The 20,260-nt window shown below is 46.2% G+C and carries 17 protein-coding genes and 1 pseudogene; 6 read left to right on the top strand and 12 right to left on the bottom strand.

The genetic code is table 11. The features are described 5' to 3' along the window. The first annotated feature begins 95 nt into the window (after positions 1-95). Both H6H02_RS16790 and H6H02_RS16785 read left to right on the top strand, forming a co-directional pair. Positions 96-4,073, top strand: coding sequence for a magnesium chelatase subunit H (locus H6H02_RS16790; RefSeq protein WP_190819773.1), 3,978 nt, complete (start codon positions 96-98; stop codon positions 4,071-4,073). Between the two features lie 85 nt (positions 4,074-4,158). After that, positions 4,159-4,734: a Uma2 family endonuclease gene (locus H6H02_RS16785; RefSeq protein WP_190819771.1), complete on the top strand. Its 576-nt coding sequence runs from the start codon at positions 4,159-4,161 to the stop codon at positions 4,732-4,734. A 316-nt stretch (positions 4,735-5,050) separates the two neighbouring features. Here H6H02_RS16785 and H6H02_RS16780 read toward each other — a convergent pair whose 3' ends face one another. From H6H02_RS16780 to H6H02_RS16770, 3 genes are all read right to left on the bottom strand, one after another. After that, entirely contained in the window at positions 5,051-6,379 is a 1,329-nt protein-coding gene (locus H6H02_RS16780; protein ID WP_190819769.1) for a tetratricopeptide repeat protein, read from the bottom strand. A 58-nt stretch (positions 6,380-6,437) separates the two neighbouring features. Further along, positions 6,438-6,716, bottom strand: coding sequence for a hypothetical protein (locus tag H6H02_RS16775; protein ID WP_190819767.1), 279 nt, complete (start codon positions 6,714-6,716; stop codon positions 6,438-6,440). Between the two features lie 426 nt (positions 6,717-7,142). Beyond that, complete coding sequence (locus H6H02_RS16770; RefSeq protein WP_190819822.1) at positions 7,143-9,599, bottom strand: dynamin family protein; 2,457 nt, start codon at positions 9,597-9,599, stop codon at positions 7,143-7,145. A 137-nt stretch (positions 9,600-9,736) separates the two neighbouring features. Between H6H02_RS16770 and H6H02_RS16765 the strand changes: the two genes are divergently transcribed. Continuing rightward, a complete protein-coding gene (locus tag H6H02_RS16765; protein ID WP_190819765.1) occupies positions 9,737-10,162 on the top strand; it encodes a PPC domain-containing DNA-binding protein in 426 nt (141 codons plus the stop codon). A gap of 125 nt (positions 10,163-10,287) precedes the next feature. On the opposite strand, the pseudogene H6H02_RS27920 reads toward H6H02_RS16765, so the two are convergent. After that, positions 10,288-10,383 (bottom strand): annotated as a pseudogene (locus H6H02_RS27920) (RsmB/NOP family class I SAM-dependent RNA methyltransferase); the annotation flags it as partial. 114 nt (positions 10,384-10,497) lie between these two features. On the opposite strand from H6H02_RS27920, the gene H6H02_RS16755 reads away from it, so the two are divergent. Continuing rightward, positions 10,498-11,985 (top strand): DUF2157 domain-containing protein, encoded by a 1,488-nt coding sequence (locus H6H02_RS16755; RefSeq protein WP_190819763.1) that lies wholly within the window; start codon positions 10,498-10,500, stop codon positions 11,983-11,985. Positions 11,986-12,000: 15 nt separating this feature from the next. Then, positions 12,001-12,690, top strand: a complete 690-nt coding sequence (locus H6H02_RS16750) for a GDYXXLXY domain-containing protein (RefSeq protein WP_199329271.1) — start codon at positions 12,001-12,003, stop codon at positions 12,688-12,690. Positions 12,691-12,870: 180 nt separating this feature from the next. Here the strand turns inward: H6H02_RS16750 and H6H02_RS16745 are convergent, their stop codons facing one another. From H6H02_RS16745 to H6H02_RS16710, 8 genes are all read right to left on the bottom strand, one after another. Continuing rightward, positions 12,871-13,113 carry a hypothetical protein gene (locus H6H02_RS16745; protein WP_190819761.1) on the bottom strand — a complete coding sequence of 81 codons (243 nt, stop codon included), beginning with the start codon at positions 13,111-13,113 and terminating at the stop codon, positions 12,871-12,873. A 110-nt stretch (positions 13,114-13,223) separates the two neighbouring features. Then, positions 13,224-15,038 (bottom strand): signal peptide peptidase SppA, encoded by a 1,815-nt coding sequence (gene sppA / locus H6H02_RS16740; RefSeq protein WP_190819759.1) that lies wholly within the window; start codon positions 15,036-15,038, stop codon positions 13,224-13,226. A gap of 88 nt (positions 15,039-15,126) precedes the next feature. Next, complete coding sequence (gene fni / locus H6H02_RS16735; RefSeq protein WP_190819756.1) at positions 15,127-16,200, bottom strand: type 2 isopentenyl-diphosphate Delta-isomerase; 1,074 nt, start codon at positions 16,198-16,200, stop codon at positions 15,127-15,129. 88 nt (positions 16,201-16,288) lie between these two features. After that, positions 16,289-16,825 (bottom strand): bifunctional pyr operon transcriptional regulator/uracil phosphoribosyltransferase PyrR, encoded by a 537-nt coding sequence (gene pyrR, locus H6H02_RS16730; protein ID WP_190819754.1) that lies wholly within the window; start codon positions 16,823-16,825, stop codon positions 16,289-16,291. A gap of 176 nt (positions 16,826-17,001) precedes the next feature. Then, on the bottom strand, positions 17,002-17,625 hold the full coding sequence (locus H6H02_RS16725) for a peptidoglycan-binding protein (protein ID WP_206757292.1): 624 nt from the start codon (positions 17,623-17,625) through the stop codon (positions 17,002-17,004). 245 nt (positions 17,626-17,870) lie between these two features. Further along, positions 17,871-19,004, bottom strand: a complete 1,134-nt coding sequence (gene cbiB, locus H6H02_RS16720; protein ID WP_190819750.1) for an adenosylcobinamide-phosphate synthase CbiB — start codon at positions 19,002-19,004, stop codon at positions 17,871-17,873. Further along, positions 18,949-19,392 carry an Rrf2 family transcriptional regulator gene (locus tag H6H02_RS16715; protein WP_190819748.1) on the bottom strand — a complete coding sequence of 148 codons (444 nt, stop codon included), beginning with the start codon at positions 19,390-19,392 and terminating at the stop codon, positions 18,949-18,951. The genes cbiB and H6H02_RS16715 overlap by 56 nt, the downstream gene beginning before the upstream one ends. 31 nt (positions 19,393-19,423) lie before the next feature. Next, positions 19,424-19,561: a hypothetical protein gene (locus H6H02_RS16710; RefSeq protein WP_190819746.1), complete on the bottom strand. Its 138-nt coding sequence runs from the start codon at positions 19,559-19,561 to the stop codon at positions 19,424-19,426. A gap of 225 nt (positions 19,562-19,786) precedes the next feature. Here H6H02_RS16710 and H6H02_RS16705 point away from each other — a divergent pair, with 225 nt between their 5' ends. Continuing rightward, on the top strand, positions 19,787-20,200 hold the full coding sequence (locus H6H02_RS16705; protein ID WP_190410793.1) for an AbrB family transcriptional regulator: 414 nt from the start codon (positions 19,787-19,789) through the stop codon (positions 20,198-20,200). Positions 20,201-20,260 lie beyond the last annotated feature (60 nt).

The raw sequence follows: 20,260 nt of genomic DNA, 5'->3' as shown, positions 1-20,260 counted from the left end.
AGAATTCAGAAAGATGAGCGATCGCCTCAGACTTCTGTATCTTTAATTCTGCCTTCCTAAATAAGAGAACACGTTATCATTTGGAGCCTACGCGAATGTTCACTCACGTCAAGTCCACCATTCGCCACATTGCCCCGGAAAACCTGCGGGGGCGATCGCTACTCAAGGTGGTCTATGTCGTGCTAGAGCCGCAATACCAGAGTGCCCTCTCAGGAGCGGTTCGCTCAATTAACGAGAACCATCCCGGCTTAGCCATCGAAATTAGCGGCTATCTGCTTGAAGAATTGCGCGACCCTGAAAACTACGAGGGTTTTAAGCGAGAAGTTGCGAGTGCCAATGTCTTTATCGCTTCCCTAATCTTTATTGAAGACTTAGCGGATAAAGTTGTTGCGGCAGTAGAACCCCACCGCGACGCGCTTGATGTCGCGGTCGTCTTCCCATCGATGCCGCAAGTGATGCGCCTGAACAAAATGGGCAGCTTCTCGATGGCACAACTAGGGCAATCCAAGAGCGCGATCGCTCAATTTATGCGGAAGCGCAAGGAAAAATCCGGCAGCGGCTTCCAAGACGGGATGCTGAAGCTACTGCAAACCCTGCCTAAAGTCCTGAAATACCTGCCAATGGACAAAGCGCAGGATGCTCGAAACTTCATGCTCAGCTTCCAATATTGGCTAGGTGGTTCCTCAGAAAACCTGGAGAACTTCCTGTTGATGCTGGCGGATAGATACGTCCTCAAAGGTGTAGAGACGCGCCGTGGCTCGTCTTTCCAATACAAAGACCCTGTCACCTATGTTGATATGGGAATTTGGCACCCCTTGGCACCACAGATGTTTGAGGATGTCAAGGAATATTTCAACTGGTACAACAGCCGCAACGATATTCCTGCCGATCTCAAAGATCCCCTGGCTCCCTGTGTCGGTTTAGTGCTGCAACGCACGCACCTCGTCACAGGCGATGATGCCCATTATGTGGCGATGGTGCAGGAACTTGAAGCAATGGGCGCACGAGTAATTCCCGTCTTTGCTTCCGGTTTAGATTTCTCTAAGCCAGTGGATACTTTCTTCGTCCAAGGAAACCAGACAATCGTGGATACGGTGGTATCCCTGACCGGATTTGCCCTCGTCGGTGGTCCCGCTAGACAAGATCATCCTAAGGCAATTGACACGCTCAAACGCCTCAATCGCCCCTACATGGTGGCGCTGCCGCTGGTATTCCAAACAACGGAAGAGTGGGAAAATAGCGATTTAGGGCTGCATCCCATTCAAGTGGCGTTGCAGATTGCCATTCCCGAACTGGATGGAGCAATTGAGCCAATTATCCTTTCCGGAAGGGATGGCGCAACTGGGAAAGCGATCGCCCTCCAAGATCGCATAGAAGCGATCGCGCAACGCGCCTTAAAATGGGCAAACCTGCGCCGCAAGCCAAAACTCCAGAAGAAAGTTGCCATCACCGTCTTCAGCTTCCCACCGGACAAAGGCAACGTCGGGACGGCTGCTTATCTGGATGTATTTGGTTCCATCTACGAGGTGATGAAAGCCCTCAAGCAGAACGGCTATGACCTGCCAGAACTGCCAGAGTCAGCGATGGCGTTGATGCAAGAAGTCATCCACGATGCTCAAGCACAGTACAGCACTCCGGAACTGAATATCGCCTATCGAATGTCAGTCCCAGAGTATGAAGACTTAACGCCTTACTCTCAACGACTAGAAGAAAACTGGGGCAAACCACCCGGACATCTCAACAGCGACGGGCAGAATTTGTTAATCTTCGGCAAACACTTCGGCAACGTCTTTATCGGCGTCCAGCCAACCTTTGGCTATGAAGGCGATCCGATGCGGTTGCTATTCTCCCGTTCTGCCAGTCCCCATCACGGCTTTGCCGCTTATTACACCTATCTAGAGCGAATTTGGAAAGCCGACGCCGTGCTGCACTTCGGCACGCATGGGTCGCTGGAATTCATGCCTGGTAAGCAGATGGGGATGTCTAACGAATGTTACCCCGATAACTTGATTGGGAATACTCCCAATCTTTACTACTATGCGGCGAATAACCCCAGCGAAGCTACAATTGCTAAGCGCCGCAGCTACGCCGAAACAATCTCCTACTTAACTCCCCCGGCAGAAAATGCTGGACTCTACAAGGGTTTGCAGGAATTGAGCGAGTTAATCGGTTCTTACCAAACCCTCAAAGATACGGGACGCGGTATCCAGATTGTTAACACAATTGTGGATAAATCTCGCATGGTGAATCTGGATAAAGATATCGCTTTGCCAGAGAAAGACGCCAAAGAGATGACTGCTGAGGAACGGGACACCCTGGTTGGTTTGGTGTACCGGAGACTGATGGAAATCGAGTCGCGGCTATTGCCTTGTGGCTTGCACGTCGTTGGGAAACCACCAAGTGCAGAAGAAGCGATCGCGACCTTGGTTAATATCGCCAGTCTCGACCGAAACGAAGATGAAATTCTCAGTCTTCCCCGGATCATCGCCAACAGCATCGGACGCGATATTGACGACATCTACAAGAACAACGACAAAGGCATCTTAGATGATGTCCAGCTTTTGCAAGATATCACCCTTGCCACTCGTGCCGCTGTTTCTGCCCTCGTCAAAGAGCAAACTGACGCTGATGGTCGCGTTTCCCTCGTTTCCAAGCTCAACTTCTTCAACATGGGCAAGAAGGAACCTTGGATCGAAGCCCTGCATCAAGCAGGCTATGCGAAAGTTGACCCAGAAGCAATTAAGCCTCTCTTTGAGTATCTGGAATTCTGTCTCCAGCAAGTTTGTGCCGATAACGAACTGGGTGCATTACTCAAAGGATTAGAAGGCGAATACATCATCCCCGGCCCCGGTGGCGATCCCATCCGCAACCCGGATGTCCTGCCTACAGGCAAAAACATCCACGCCCTCGACCCCCAATCTATCCCCACCGCAGCCGCAGTCAAATCCGCCAAAGTCGTTGTAGACCGACTGCTAGAACGGCAACGGGCAGAAACGGGTGCCTATCCTGACACGATTGCCTGCGTCCTTTGGGGAACCGACAACATCAAAACCTATGGCGAATCTCTCGCCCAAATTATGTGGATGGTCGGAGTAAAACCCGTGCCCGATGCCTTGGGACGAGTCAATAAACTGGAACTGATTCCGCTTGCTGAACTTGGACGCCCCCGCATAGATGTAGTCATCAACTGTTCTGGTGTCTTCCGCGACTTGTTCATCAACCAGATGAACCTACTCGACCAAGCTGTGAAAATGGCAGCGGAAGCCGACGAACCCCTATCGATGAACTTTGTCCGCAAACACGCCTTACAACAGGCGGAGGAAATGGGCATCAACCTGCGCCAAGCAGCGACTCGCGTTTTCTCTAACGCTTCCGGTTCCTACTCCTCCAACATCAATCTGGCAGTCGAAAATAGTACCTGGGAAAGCGAATCTGAGTTACAAGATATGTATCTCAGCCGCAAATCCTTCGCCTTCACCTCCGATAGTCCAGGCACAATGGAACAGTCGCGTCAGATTTTTGAAGCAACGCTGAAAACCGCTGAAGTGACGTTCCAAAACCTCGACTCTTCCGAGATTAGCCTCACGGATGTTTCTCACTACTTCGACTCCGATCCCACCAAGGTTGTCGCCACTCTACGCGGTGATGGCAAAACGCCAGCATCCTACATTGCTGACACTACAACCGCCAACGCCCAAGTCCGCACGCTATCAGAAACCGTCCGCTTAGATGCCCGTACCAAACTACTCAATCCCAAGTGGTACGAAGGGATGCTAAGTCACGGTTACGAAGGTGTCCGCGAACTCTCGAAGCGCCTGGTAAATACGATGGGTTGGTCTGCAACTGCTGGTGCAGTCGATAACTGGATTTACGAGGATACAAATACCACGTTTATACAAGATGAAGAGATGCGGAAGCGGTTAATGAACCTCAATCCTCACTCTTTCCGCAAAGTTGTTGCAACCTTACTCGAAGTAAATGGTCGCGGTTACTGGGAAACCAGCGAAAGCAACTTAGAGATGTTGCGCGAATTGTATCAGGAGGTCGAAGACCGGATTGAAGGAATAGAATAGTCGGTAACTGAAACCCATGTAGAGACGCGATTAATCGCGTCTCTACATGGTTTAGATAATCCAAAATCTAAACCCCAACGTTGCTATGACTGCCCTAACCGTCAACTTCAACCCCATTATTAAGCTGACAGATGAGCAATTTTTTCAGCTTTGCCAAGTAAATGAAAATCTAAGGTTTGAGCGCACTGCTACGGGAGAATTAATCATCATGTCACCCGCCGGGGGAGAAACAGGAAATCGCAACGCCGGACTAACTGCTCAACTTTGGATTTGGAACGAGCAAAATAGATTGGGTAAAGTTTTCGATTCCTCAACAGGTTTCAAACTCCCCAATGGTGCGGATCGTTCTCCTGATGCTGCTTGGGTGAAACTGGAACGATGGGATGCGCTAACTCAGCAGCAGAGAGAGAAATTCCCCCCCATTTGTCCTGATTTTGTAGTTGAGTTACTTTCACCGAGTGATAGTTTGAAAGTCGCTCAAGAGAAAATGAAAGAATATCGAGAAAATGGCACTGTTTTGGGTTTGTTAATTAACCGCAAATCCGAACAAGTAGAAATTTATCGCCAAGGTCAAGAAGTAGAAGTGCTGCAATCTCCTACTACTTTATCCGGAGAAAATGTTCTTCCTGGATTCGTACTCAATCTTGAACCAATCTGGTAACATTTTACAGATGAGCGACAATTGACAGTTTATGCTGTCGATAACTGGATAACAAGGATAGTAAATTCACATTTATTCAGGATGACGAGAGACGTCAATGATTCACAAATCTCAATGCTCAGTACATTCCTCAAAGTTGTTACCACTTTAATTGAAGTCAATGTCGCGATTATTGAGAAATCAGCGAAAGCCATTTATAGATGTTTGGCAAACTCTACCAAGAAGTTAAAGACCGCATTGGAAGAATTGACTTAATTAGCCTTATCAAAGTTTTCATTAGTTACAAGGAAGAGCAAATTTAATTCTGTTTTATTTTTCAAACTTCTGCGTTTAATTGTTGTAAAGCTTTTAAAGAATTTTGTTGCCAAGTTGCATCGCCAAGATCCCTGTAAAGAATATATGCTTGACGATAATGAGATATAGCTTCTACCTTACGCCCTAGCTTTATAAAAGCTAGACCTAGTGCAAAATTTGCATTAGCTTCTTCAGAGCAATTTTTTAGTTCTTGAGCCAAGCTTAGAGCAGACTGGAAGAACCCCATTGCTTGAGGATATTGCCCTAAATTATTACAATTGCTGCCCACAGTGTAGAGTAGTCTTTGCTCTTCTTTCTTCACACCAAGAGCTTGGAAAATTGCCAAGGATTGCTTATTGTACTCCAAACTTTTCTGGTATCTGCCTAGTTGAGTATAAGCACTTCCAAGGGTATTTAGATTCAAAGCTTCACTCAATCTACTACCAATTTCGCGTGCGAGGTTAAGAGACTGTTGAGTATATTCAATCGCCTGCTCAAGCTGATTCGTTCGATTGTAAACAAAACTTAATGAGCTCAAAATACCACTTAATAAGTTCTTTTCACCAATCTCACGAGCAATTGTCAAGGCTTGTTCAAGGAAGTTCTTTGCTTTATCATATGCCCCAAGACCATTATATGCTCCACTTAGTTGGTAAAGACTACGGGCTTCAGTATCTTTGTCCTTAACTTCAAGTGAAAGCTCAAGCGATTTTTGGCAGAACTCGATTGTTTTATTCCACTGCTGTAGCTGTTGATAAATAAGACCAATGATTGAAAGTTGAATTCCCTGAAAATTGATATCATTAGTTTCACGGGCAATTATTAGAGCTTGTTGGGCATAGTCAAGTGCCTGTTGATACTGACCAAGATATAGGCAAGCATTTCCCAACCCCTGCAAAGCAACTCCTTGTGCATGACGTTCATTGATTTCACAACTTATTGTGAGAAGTTTATGAAGATACTCGATTGCTTTTTGATATTGCCCCAAATAATTGTAACTACTTCCTAGTCCAGCAAGTGCTGAAGTTTCAGTCTGCTTGTCTCCCGTGTCACGAGCAAGTTTCAGTAATTGCTCAAATTGGACGATGGACTCATTAAATTGACTAAGGCGGCGGTAAGATTCACCTAAATAGTAAATTGCTACTTTTTGTTCACTCTTATCTGCTGTCCGGTAGGATAGGGAAAGAGCCTGCTTCCAATACTCAATAGCTTTTGGAAATTGGAACAATCCTTCATAGGTAGTTGCTAGCCCTTTGAGACAACGAAACTCCTCTTGTTGATTCTGTGCTTGGTGACTAACTGCCAATCTTTCTAGGTAGTAAGCTATTGCTTGTTCAGCTTCTTGAGTCATGACTAATCTCACTGGTTTTAGGGGGCTGATATACTTAATGTTTCAAAGTTAGTACAGGTTATAACACACTCTGTAATCGTAAGCAGCAGATAGCGGTTCCTTCCAAATCAGCACCAGCTAGTATGATCGCGCCAATCTTGCCCATACGTCCGATCGCATCCACATTTTCCAAAATGCGATCGCATTCATCTTCACCAAAGCGCGATCGCATCCATTTTCCCCAAGGTGCGATCGCTTTGTTTTTGAGGTTTTCACCCATCGCCTTGTCTTTCAATATAGTCCCAAGCATTCCTCTTGACTCAATCAGATTGAACTCTAGTTCAGTATTCTGGTGCATAAGTTGCTCAGGCGGGCAAGTTTCTGCAATACTGCGGATTTCAAAGCCAGAATTCTGGACTTGATTGCCTATTTCAATGACACGATGGCAAAAATTTTTAAGTGGACGTACAAAGGCAAGCCGTTATCCGCTTAATTAGTGGATCTATTGATGCCTGACACTACTAGGATACTTAATTCACTGCTTGCCTAACTTTACCTACTTTGAATAGTTCAGGAAATGACAAAACATCATTCTCGCTTACAATCCATTAAATCTATCCAATTTTTTATATCAATCTCTAACTATTTATTGCCATAGCAATCGGCAAATATAATTTGCGGCTATACAAATAAAGTTCGCTTGCGTGGAGGAATAGATTTGAAACCCGCCTAGGCGGGTTTCGTCTGTGTAGCTGGGATTTCCAATCGTTGAGGCTATGGTGGACTATGCTTCTGAATGAACAACTCCATTACCAATTGCGCTAACTTTGGAAGCTTCTATATTAGAGTCAATTGAGCTAGCATCAGATTGAGCAATGACAGGTAGTTGACGATCGTACAATCCTATCGCCTGCAAACAACTGTTGATACTTTCAACCGCCGAGTTGTAAGCAGCAACTTTTTGTTCAACTGTACTTTGTAACCGACGATTGTTAGCAATTTTCTCCTCAGCTTCTTGTTCTAGCGTTTGCTCTAAATAAGCACGAGCTTGAGTGTACTGCTGCAATATTTCATCAGCTTGATGCGCTGCCATTGGCAATAAGTTAGTCGTGAGAATTTGATTAACGGTTGCCGGAAAACCGCTACTAATTGTCGCCTTCACTTTTGGCTCAAAATCTAATTTCAACAACTGACGAATTGCTGGTTCGGCTGCTACCATACTTTCACAACCGTAGCTTTGGGAAGTCTGCAACAACGTTTGCCGAAATTGATAGATTGAGAACGTACCTTCATCATAAAAGCGGGGGCTTTCGCGGACATAACGATTGCATTCGTCACTCGCTGCATTCTTTAAAGCATCATGAACCTGTTTTTCTATCTCTTTTAACTTTTGCTCAATCCCGCCATCATTGCCGAGTAAACGATAAAGTTGGCGATAGTATTCAGATTTCCGAACTCGTTCAATTAAACGCTGGAATAGGTTGGCTACTACTTCCTGACAAGACTCTTTCAAGATATCCTCTAGTTGATTCGCCAAGTAATAAAGCTCTTCAACTAAAACGGCAATCAATGGTGCTGTAGAATTGCGGGGATGGCTGAGGATAGCGCGACTATAAGCATCTGCAACCGAGAAAGTATCTAGCAACTCATCTAAACGACGAACCATACGAGATTGCAGTTGGCGAAAATCTGCCTCAAAAGAACTGGATTGACCTGTTACAACCTGATTTAATTCTTCTGTGATATGCTGGTGAAATTCTTGACCAATTTGCTGTAATTGCTGGTTGAGGCGTTGTAATTCCTGCGTCTTCATTGCCTCGATTTCGCGGGGTTGGCTATCCAAATCGCGCAGCGCAGCTTGGTAATATTTCTTTAGGCTAATGCAGGCATCTTCGAGATCGTCAGCCAGATTTTTGAACAGTTGAGGACGCTTTTCTTTAGTTAGATAATCTGTAATAGCAGCGCGAAACTCTTCTATTCCACTATCTTGAATTAACTGCTGAATGATGGGTGTACCTTGTTCAGCTAAAATCCGCACGTAATTTTCATTTGGGGATTCAAAGCTATTAACAGAAATTCGGAACTTGTTAGAGGGTAGCTTTCCAGAATTAGCGCAGTAGTTATTAAAGGCTGTAACAAATTGTGGTGTTTCTTCTCGTTCATCCAAGCCTTTAACGCTATCAGCAAAAACAGAATCTAAGCCAAAGCGATCGCGTCCACTGGTCTGTTTAATCTGACTGCCGTAAAATCCTAACAGTCCGCTCGTTTTATAAACCCTAGTAGTATCCCGAAACTGAGCGCTAATCAAACTGTCCAAACGTTGCCTTAACTGGCTATTATACCAAGTTTCATCGATGCGGTTGAAGGCAAAGAATACGCGATCGCGTATCCCCGGATTTGAGCGCATTTTCTCCAGCAGTTCTGTTTCTTCCTTCGTCATGTCGCCAGCAGACGCGGGTTTAAGAACGCACACCACTGCTGAAGTATCCGGATGCTCAATCTTAGCGTAGGTAAGTTGCGCGTCTTTCTCCACTGGCGCATCAATTCCCGGCGTATCAATAATTACATTACCATCCCGTAACAGAGGATGATAACAGTAATATTCAATTCGCTTCAAAACTGCGCTGTTGCTCCCACGGCGAGCATAACCAGCAGCTTCCTTGAGATTGGAGAAGTTAAATTGCTCCATTGAATATGTAGCATTATTAACCGTATTGATGCGATCGCGATTGGCAACAAATCCTTCCAGCAACAGCATCAGCGCATTCGCTTGTTTTGCTCTTTCTGATTTACTTTCTCCACCCTCAATCTCGATAATCGCTTGGCATCCATCGCTGAGCAATTGAATCACTTCAGATTGATTAATATTGCTAGCTGTCCCTAATCCCAGCATCTGAGATACCGCACTTGCCTGTTCCCGAATTTCCACCTCACTCAGAAACGTCAGCACCACTCGTTCTTTATCTGGTTTGGCGTACTCAATTTTACATTCCGTACCTGTAGCGTGTCCCTCTGCACTGTAAAGCAATTCCCGCTCTAACAGAGCGTTAATTAGCATCGATTTCCCTGCACTAAAAGCACCCGCAAATACAATCTCAAACTTAGGGGAAATCGCTTTACCGAGAGATGTCTGTACGGGTGTAACATCTTGCGATCGCAGAGACGGCTCCTGATGCAGCAGTTGTAGTATAGTCTCGACCTGTTCTTTCAGATTTTGACACTGAGGCGGCAATTCAGGCACAGTTTGCATCCTATCAATATAAAGTAGAAGCCTTTACGCATATTTTAGGAATGGCAATTCATCACGGGTATGGTGGAATTACCGATACAATTAGTAATTATCCCCATAATCCCAGTATATTTACCAGTTTTTAATTAATGAAAGTATTTGCTATTCGTCTAAAGCCAGATCAAGATTTAAAAAAAAGCTTACAAGATTTTGCAATTAAGCAAAATATTCAAGCGGGCTTTATTTTAACCGGAATTGGTAGCTTAAAAAAAGCGACTCTTCGCTTTGCAAATCACAGGTATAGTACAGCTTTTAACGACAATTTTGAAATTCTTTCTCTCAATGGCACTTTGGAAGCGGCTGGCATTCACCTGCATATCGCCATTGCGAATAAAGAAGGAAGAACCATCGGCGGGCATCTAATGGAAGGTTGTATTATCTATACAACTGCTGAAATTGTCATCGGAGCTAGCGAAGAACTCACTTTTTTAAGAACAATGGATGAGCAAACAGGCTGTAAAGAATTGGAGATTTTTCCAAGCACAAATTATCAACCAAATGCTATTCAAACTTAAATTATTTAAAGTAAAAGAGGTCAGCAGTCTACAAAAGTAAGTTGCTAAGTGGTCGGCGCAAGGATAGTTAAGGACAAATTCCCTGGTTTTTCTTGACATCAAAGAAGGTAAGGAGGAAAAGGTTAAGGATGAATTAAGGCTTCCAGAAACTTTGCTTGTTCGCCTAAGTCATCGAATAGACGCCGACTGAGTTTAAGCAGTAAAGTAGAAGGTTTTTCCATCTGTAGATAGTGAATTTAACTGTCATATCCCCTTGAATTGAATGATGTGAGGGCGTTAAAACTAAGTTTATAGTCACGAAAGTCAGATTACAGAGCAGATTGTAATTGAGGGTTATGGTTTCAGATAAATTTCGCCGTCAGTTACGTCAGGAAGCAAATCTTTGGCGAACTGAGGGGCTGATTGATGCTCAACTATACGAACAGTTATCAGAGCGTTATCAATTTAATAGCCTGGAGACTGCTGCCCGCGATCGCTTTGTGATGATCTTGTTAGGGTTGGGGAGTATCCTCATCGGGTTAGGGACGATTAGTTTTGTGGCAGCGAACTGGCAGGAGTTGCCGCGAAATGGCAAGGTGACGCTGCTACTGAGTTTGTTTATCGGCGTCAATATTGCTGGTTTTTACCTGTGGCGGCGTCCGAATGGGGCGCAACAACGTCTCGGTCATGGATTCTTGCTCTTAGGAGCAATCATATTAGGGGCAAATATGGGGCTGATGGGTCAGATGTTTCACATCAGCGGTCCCGTCTATGAGTTATTGCTAGCGTGGGGAGTCGGTGTGCTAGCAATGGCTTACAGCCTGCGTTTGACTTCCTTAAGCGTGCTGGCAATCATCATTATCGGATTGGGTTATTGGAGTTTTTGGTGGAACTGGGAAGGGGCAAGCTGGTCAAATTCCTACTATTATGAAGAGTTTTCCTGGTCATCCCAGATGGGACAACATATGCCGCTGTTGGCAAGCTTGATGTTTGTGCCGCTGGCATACTGGTGTCGTTCTCGCGTTATTTTTGGACTGGCAGCGATCGCAGTTATTTCTTCCTTAGAAGCCAACCTCCGACCGCTCAGCTTAGGACTTTTCAATCTATTTTCCCTGAAGTCTACGGGTTTAGTCTTAGCGATCGCCTTGGCACTGCCCCCCGCGCTTTTGTGGGCCTATGATGACTCGCTGTGGGTCTACAGTGACTTCAACCGGGTTCCTAAGCCAAACCAAATCTTCCCCGCCTCTTGGCAAGGGGGAAGCTGGGGAGGTTCCTTTAGACCCCTCGCCCGTCGTTTGGCGCTGATATTCCTAAGCGTCGTACTTTATCTGTCATCCTCACTTTGGTTCTGGGGTGTTTTATCCCAAATGTCTTCTGCGGAGAAATCTGCGAGAGTTACCTGGTTTCCCTTGGTGGATGTCGTGATTTTGAGTGGTTTGGCAATCTTTGCGTGGTTGCGTCTGATGTGGCTTAGTAGAAGCCCTCGCACTCGTCGGGAGGAAATTCTGACCACAATTGCCATCGGTGTCTTTATCTGCTTTATGGCGGGGATACCTATTTGGCATCTCACCGTCCAGCCAATTCCCTTGCTTGCCACTTTTATTGGCAATGTGCTGTTGTTCTTGTTAGCCGCGGGATTGATGCGCCAAGGGCTAACACAAGCAGAACGCAGCGCCTTCTGGGGGGGCATGATGCTCTTAATTCTGCGAATTCTGACTTGGTTTGTGCTGTCTGCGACGGGATTAGTCTTCAAATCCCTGCTGTTTATTCTCTGCGGTGTCACAGCGATCGCGATTGGGCTTTGGTTCGAGCGCTATGTCCGTACGTTAGAAATTAAAAATTGAGTGAGAGGATTTTTAATGCGCCACACTTCTCAATCATCTTCAATCACTCCGACTCTCGTAGAGCAGCAACTTCCAAAGCGAATGCCTGCTTGGAGACTCTGGGTGCCTCTTCTGTTCCAAACAGCGATTGTTCTTGCCGCACCTGCTGGGCCATTTTATACCACCCTCACCGGGAAAACGGTCGTCCTCAAGACGGTTCCCGTAGACCCTTACGATTTCTTGCGTGGCTATTCGCAGACGCTAAGCTATAACATCTCGCGTCAAGAGAATTTGCGATCGCTTCCGGGGTGGAAAGCGTTAGTGAAACAACACCTCGAAGCAAAAGCAACGGATTTGCCCTCGTCTGTACCGCCATTAAATTCTTTACCTACAGGAATTCGCTTCTATGTGATTTTAGAAGCACCTGATGCTGCTAAAGCCAATTCTCCTCAAGCGTGGAAACCTGTGCGGGTAAGCAGCAAAATGCCTAAATCTTTACCTGCCAATCAGATAGCTTTAAAGGGCAAATCTAGCGGTAACTCCATCGACTACGGTTTAGAAAGCTACTATATGCCAGAAGCGCGGCGGGATGAAATTAACCAGGATATTCATCAAGCCCAAGGGGGCAGACAACGGCAATCGATTGTCGTGGAAGCGAAAGTGGATGCCCAAGGTCGTGCAGTCCCGATTAGCTTCTGGGTAAGCGATCGCCATTATCGATTTTAATATGCCAAGACTTACGCACTGAAAGATAAATTGGAGAGAAGCGGAAAATGGAAAAATCCCCCTTTTAAAGGGGGATGCAAGGGGGATCTCTGCGTAAGTTCTATATCTGAATGAAAGTATGGCTAAGTGTTGGAGATATCTTATCAATTAGCGATACTTTCATTACCAACAGCAAACTTCTTAATCTTCTTCCCGCTTTAGCTGCAAAGTAGCACCCAGCGCTGCTCCTGCTCCAGCTATCAAACCCATAGACATTCCTTGAATCGTTCGGCTCGTGGGGTCTTGCATCAAGCATTCACTGGTCGGCACTTTTGCTTGCAGACACTGATTACTATCTATCCAGTTGGAGACGCCTCCCACAAGGATACCAGCAGCACTACAAGAAACCATCAGCAGGACAAAGCGGTTAGATTTTCTATCCATAGATAGATGCTTTTAATAATTGGGTGGGCTGTTCCGTTCAGTCTACTCTACCTATTGGCAGACTGTTACCGTATATTCCACATTTTCAACTGCCTATTCCGGACGTTGCACTAATCAATTCGCAAATTATAGGGCAAACGGGCGTAAATACCTCTGGGATCGTTCATTATTTTGAGAGCCATCAATTCCTCTTGTAACTTGAGGAGTTCTGCACTCAGGAGGTCGGATGGTTCCTTGATTTGGGCATTTTCGCCACCCGCAAACTGTTTCAAAATACGTTGTTCCAGGCTGCGAACCTTAGGATACTCTTCCAGCTCCCAATTTTCGCCTAGTTTAGCAGTAACAGCAGCAGATTGGATGGCATCATCAATGCCGCCAATCCGATCAACCAGTCCCAGTTGCTTGGCATCTTGACCCGACCACACTCGCCCTTGGGCAATCTCAGCGACTTTCTGCTTTGAGAGTTTTCGAGAATCCGCTACTTTGTTGAGGAACTGACCGTAAATCTGGTTGACAAATTGCTGATGAATCGCCAACTCTTGAGGCGTTTTGGGACGAGAAACCGTGGTGCTGTCAGCAAGTTTGGAAGTTTTGACGACATCCCAGGTGATGCCATTATTATTCGCCAGCTTTTGGAAATTGAGCAGCATCCCAAAGACACCAATCGAGCCAGTGATGGTATTTGGTTCGGCGTAAATCTGGTTAGCATAGGTGGAAATCCAGTAGCCACCGGATGCTGCTACATCGCCCATAGAAACGATGATTGGCTTCACCTGACGAGTCAGCCGCACCTCTCGCTGAATCACCTCGGATGCCGAGGCGCTACCGCCGGGACTATTTACCCGTAGCACGACTGCCTTCACATCTTTATCAAGCCGCAGCCGTCGCAGCTGTCTGGCAAAGCGATCGCCTCCGACTTGCCGAGAGGTGCCTTCACCGTCCACGATTTCGCCTTCAGCGTAAAGTAGGGCAATTTTATTGTCAGAAGTGCGATTTGTACCCTCGCTTTGAGTCGCTCTGGCGTAAGTGGCGAGGTTAATTTGACGAAATGATTTATCTTCTTCTGTCCTGCCAGTCAGCTTTTTCAGGTCTGCCACCACCTGATCTAGATACGCTACTTGATCCACAAAGCCACGTTTTTTCGCATCCGGTGCGGTTAATATTCCTTGAGTGTCTGCGATCGCTTGTAGCTGTTTTGGGTTTAATTTTCGACCCTGGCTCACCGTTGTCAGAAAGTCTCCCCACAAATCACCCAACAAATTCTGAGTTTGTTGTCGGTTCTCCGGACTCAGTTTAGTGAGTACATAGGGTTCCACCGCTGCCTTAAATTTCCCGACCCGGATCACCTGAACCCCAACTCCGTACTTTTGCAAGGCTCCTGTCAGAAATATCGACTCAGAACGCAGACCGTTCATTTCGATTGTTCCCAACGGGTTCATCACAATGGTGTCTGCCACTGAGCTTAAATAATATTCCCGTTTCCCCAAATCCATGTTGTAGGCAACAATCTTTTTCCCGGACTTGCGGAATTTTTCCAGCGCCGAACGGACTTCTTTGAGTGTCGCAAACCCGGTGCTAGAACTAGAGGAACCACTGCCATCTAAATATACGCCTACAATCCGCTTATCCTTAGTTGCCTGAGCGATCGCATCTAAAACCGTTCGCAGCCGCACGGTTTTATTCTCCTCACCCGATAAAGCTTCACTGATTGCTTGGCTGGTGCTGGATATCGGATCGCTATCCGTAATCGTCAAGGATTGATCGATCACCAGTACCGATTTATCCTCAACTTCCGGTCCTGTATCTTTCGATGCCACCGCAATCAACAACAAGATTAGCCCGCTCGTTCCCAAACCAAAAAATAGGATGAGTCCGAATAGGCTTCCAAGTAAGCTAGCAAAGGTTTGTTTTAGGAAACTACGCATTAGGCTGGGGTTAGGGTAATGGGGAATTGGGAATGGGTAAAAGTTTTGAGTTTTGAATTCACTAATCGCTTTCCCATTGCCAACACAGTTATCGTAATGGTTGCAACGCGCCAGACTGTTTCAGTGCAGACAAGGTGGGATTGCCGGTGCAGAATAATACAGTGGTGATTTCAGCGACTAACACTTCAACCAAAGCATCAAGGGCGTCTTCCGATTCTACGGTTGCCTGGAGAAAAGGCCACGCCAGACCCGCCAGATCGGCTCCTAGCGCGATCGCTTTTGCCACTTCCAGACCGTTGCGTAATCCCCCGGAGGCAATCAAGGGAATATTTGGGGCAATGGCTCGAATACTGGTAATGCATTCTGCTGTGGGCAAACCCCAATCAGCAAATGTTAGTCCTAACCGGCGCTGCTGGGCATTTTCAGCCCGTTCACTCTCCACCTTTGCCCATGATGTCCCACCGGCACCGGCAACGTCAATGGCGCTCACACCCGCATCAATCAACTTCTGCGCGATCGCCGCTGAGATGCCATTTCCCACCTCTTTGACAATCACAGGTACTGGTAACTTATTACATAGATTTTTTATTTTGTCAAGCAGTCCTCGGAAGTTAGTGTCACCTCTGGGTTGAATGCACTCTTGCAAGGCATTGAGATGCAAAATCAAAGCATCTGCCTCTAGCAAGTCAATTGAGCGCAGACATTCATCAATGCCATAGGTATAGTTAAGTTGCACCGCGCCCAGGTTAGCAAATAGGAGAATATCGGGAGCCAGCGATCGCACAGCAAAAGTTGAAGCAACCTGCGGATTCTCCACCGCCACCCGTTGCGAACCCACGCCCATCGCCAGTTTATAGCGTTGCGCCGCAGCAGCTAGACGATAATTAATCATCCTCGCCAGTTCCGTTCCCCCCGTCATCGAAGAAATGAGCAAAGGCGCACCGAGCTGTTTTCCTAAAAAGGTTGTTGAGATATCAACTTCACTTTGATCCAACTCCGGCAAACAACAGTGGGTAAAGCGGTAGCCTTCCAACCCATTCGTCGTGGAGCGAAATTGTACATCTTCATCGAGACAAATCTTTAGATGATCTGCCTTTCGGGACTGGGTTTCTTTGGTAAGAGCCGGGTTATTAATCAATCTCCTATCTCCAACATTCTGCATAGACAGTGCCTGACAAATCTGTCTAGACTGGTTTATTAACAATCTCGATTTTCCCACCAACACAACAAGGAAACCGAAGACAGATCGCTTAAACCTTTAATAATTCCACAGCATCTCGTCCATCTATCTCTTGTACGTAAACCTTCACCTGTTCTTCTTTGGACGTTGGCAACTTCTTGCCAGTGAAATCCGGGTGAATGGGTAACTCCCGCTGCCCCCTATCCACCAGAACCGCTAACCAAATTGCTGCCGGTCTACCATAATCATTCACCGCATTCAGGGCAGCACGAGCAGTACGCCCTCGATAAATGACATCATCCACCAACACTACCGTCTTGCCAGAGAGATCGAAGGGGATGTCAGTTTTGGCGGGTGTACGAATGCCAATTTGATCTAAATCATCCCGATAGAAGGTGATATCCAGCGCCCCTACGGGCACTTGCACTTGTTCGAGCGCTTCTATCTGACGAGCCAACAGATTGGCTAATACAGCGCCTCTGGTATAAACCCCTACTAGCACTAACTCAGACAAGTCTCGTGACTTCTCTACCACCTGGGAAGCAATACGATTGAGGGTTCGACGGATTTCGTCTGCGGAAAGAATTTCTACAACTTCGGGAGACATGGTTTAGGAAAATCCGATGATAACTGCGGGCAAATTACAGCCTCAGTGTACAAGCTCAGATTAACCATCATCGTCATCATTTCAACAAAAATAACTCTCTGTTCCTGGCAGGAACAGAGAGTTATCTCATTTAAATAGATAGCTCAATCTCATCAAGGGATAAAATTAGGCAGCAATTAGTCAGCAGCAAGCGCTGCTTTGGTTCTTTGCCCAACAATTCCGTCAGCGAATAGCCCTCTAGCTTGCTGAAATCTGCTGACAGATGTCTCGGTCAAGCGACCATAGTATCCAGTAATTGGCCCATTGTAATAGCCCAAGGCTTTCAACGTATTTTGAAGCCTGGTTACGGAGGAACCGCTACTGCCACGTCGCAGGGTGCTGCTGCCAAAACCACCCCCTGTAATCGGTTCATCATAACCACCACCCCGATTTTCTAGCGCTGCTAGAGTTCTAGAGCCAGCGATACCATCAGCGTTCAGCCCAACCGCTCGCTGAAAATTGCTGACGGATGCCCGTGTCAATTGACCGTAGTATCCAGTAACCGGACCGTTATAGAAGCCTGCAATTTTCAGATTTCTCTGAAGCGTGGCGACTTGAGAACCGCTATTCCCTCTCTGGAGTGCCAATGCCTGACCGGCTGTACCGATAACGGATAAGGCAAGGGCAACTGATAGTAACCGAATCCAAGCTGAACTCGGAAGCGGGTTCCGATTCATTTTTGGGAACAGTTTGAATGGGTGAGGTTCCGAGTTAGGGTTTTCGTAGTTGGCAGATAAATGAAGATATGCAAGAGTTTCCATCGTTTTAGTCGCAGATGATGACTTCGTAGCTCGGACTTAGGCGATCGCTACAGGGGTTTAGCGGGGGTTAGTTTTTTGGGTCGCATCCCCGCATTGGCATTTCACTTGACCCACTGCGCCAAAAGTGCGATCGCTTTCCCAGATGAATCAGTGATTGATTACCCTTCAACTGGTTGCTCTATATTCAAAGATATGCTTGCACCTAGCCAATAGCCATCGCCTGTTGAGTTCACCTGATAGGGCGATTAAAAAGTCATCCAGTTGATTCCGAGCGATCGCCCGCTTCTAAACTCCAACAACAGCAAGATGGCGATCGCTATCCCCAACCAAATCAAAAAATTATATCGCGTTAACTGCAAGGCTCGTTGAATGCATTCTGCATTAATCGGCTGGAGGTCATCTCCCAGTAAGGCTTTGTGTTTGGCAACGCCACGATACCAATTTGTTCCCCCCACCTGAACGCCCAAAATTGCCGCATAGGCGCACTCACTCCAGCCAGAGTTGGGACTAGGATCTTTCGTCGCATCGCGTTGACAAATCCTCCAAACATACCCAGGTTTTCTAGATAGTAAAGCCAGAGTAATCACCGTGAATCGGCAGGGCAACCAAGTCAAGATATCTTCTAATTTGGCACTAAACCAACCCAAATCGGTGTAGGGTGCTTCTCGATAACCGACCATTGAATCTAAGGTACTGGCGGCTTTGTAGGCAAGGGCGAGAGGAACCGTTCCGAGTATAGGTAAAAATGTCCCGATAATCGCATAAAAAAGGGGTGCCATCACTCCATCGGTAGCATTTTCTGTGACAGTTTCCAAAACAGCCCGAAGAATTTCTGTTTTTTGAAGATTTTCAGTATCACGCCCTACATATTGGCTTAACTTAGAACGCGCTCTGACAAGATCGTTCTCATTGAGGGGTTGCAAGACATCTTCAGCGGCAGCTCTTAAACTTCGACCGGCGAAACAACTGGCGAGTAAAATACTTTCTATGACAATTCCTAAAAAAGGATGCACCCAGTTCGCTGCTTGAACGATTAGCCACCCCATCCAGTAGCTACCAGTTATCAGTCCAATTCCCAAAAATACTCCAGCCCATCGGAGCATAAGAGGATGACTAAATAATCCGAAAGTCATCTGGCTGTAGCGAGAAATTAGTCCGCCCATGACTCGGACTGGGTGAGGCCAACCCCACGGATCACCGATGATGTAATCCAAAAGAGAAGCGATCGCTAATGATAAGACTGAGGGGTGAGGGATCGGAACCGCGGCAAATAAATCTTGGAAATTCACAACACCAAAGCTGCTAGAGATTCGCTGACAGTTTCTATACAACAAAACTGGTTTCTTCGCCTTGGGCTGCTTGCCAGCTGCGAGCGTCATAGTAAAGGTCTGCCAGTGTAATACTGTACAGCGCTTCTTTAAGTTTTTGATGCAATCGGTGCCAAAGTGTAAACGTTACCCAATCCTCAGCAAGCTCTGCGTCTGGGGTATGACGAGGTAGGGGTTCAATCGTTTCACCGACTGCTTCTAATATTTGTCCCAGGGAAATTTGTGCCGGGGCGCGGGACAGTTGATATCCCCCGTGGGCACCTCGAACTGATTGAACTAACCCGGATCGACGCAACTCTATCAACAATTTTTCCAGATAGGGTGCAGGTAAGTCTTGCCGAGTTGCGATCGCTTTTACTGAAGTCGGTCCATACCCAGGTTGTAAACTCAAATCCAGCAGCGCTTTAACACTGTAGTGTCCACGGGTTGTCAGCTTCATCCTGGAAAATATTCCTTAGGGTAATGGATAATTAATCAGCGGTCATGGGTTGATAGTCAATGGAAGAAAAAAATAACTGAGAAGCGATCGCTAATGATAGACTAACGACTACCCTACAGCGTACCCCTTCATTTTTTCTCAGGTTGATGCTGTGAGGAACTCCGATCATCAAGATGCTTCGGTTATTCGCAAGGTACAAATATTTATGCTTCAGCAAGAACTTGGATCAAAAAGGTTGCTGCTTAATAAATTAACGGTCTTATTTAACTAGCTTTCCTCAATCCGTGTGATATAGTTTTATGAGCTGATATAAAGCTAAGCTAAAAATAGCTTAGAAACAGTCAGTCCAAAACACTGTACACACTCTGTATTCCTTACTTTTCGCTCCAAGTTGATGAATAAAAAGAAAAAGATCGATCCCCTAACTGGGGAAGCGCTAGTCAAGAAAGTTAAAGAGCTAGAAAACCTCAGCAAAGAAGAAAAGGCTAGAGCCTGCGGTTACTACACTGTTACCAAAAGCGGTGTAGAGCGGGTGAATATGATGAAGTTCCTGAATGCTCTCATTGATGCTGAAGGAATTGAGTTAGACGGCAAACAAAATGGGAACGGGCGTGGCGGTCGAAGTGCCAGCTATAAAATCAGCGTGCAATCGAACGGCAACTTATTGATTGGTTCTGCCTACACCAAACAAATGGGTCTAAGGGCAGGGGATGAGTTTGAAATCTCTCTGGGACGGAAGCACATTCATCTGCGACAACTGGATAGAGAAGAAGGCGCTGAAGACGAAGAACTGGAAGAAGCATCCTAAACTAAAGTTTCAGTTAGCAGTTATTCGGGATGAGTTATTGGTCACAAACCAATGACTCAT

The organism is Coleofasciculus sp. FACHB-1120 (assembly GCF_014698845.1).
Lineage (GTDB): Bacteria > Cyanobacteriota > Cyanobacteriia > Cyanobacteriales > FACHB-T130 > FACHB-T130.
This window is presented reverse-complemented; position numbering and strand designations above follow the sequence as displayed.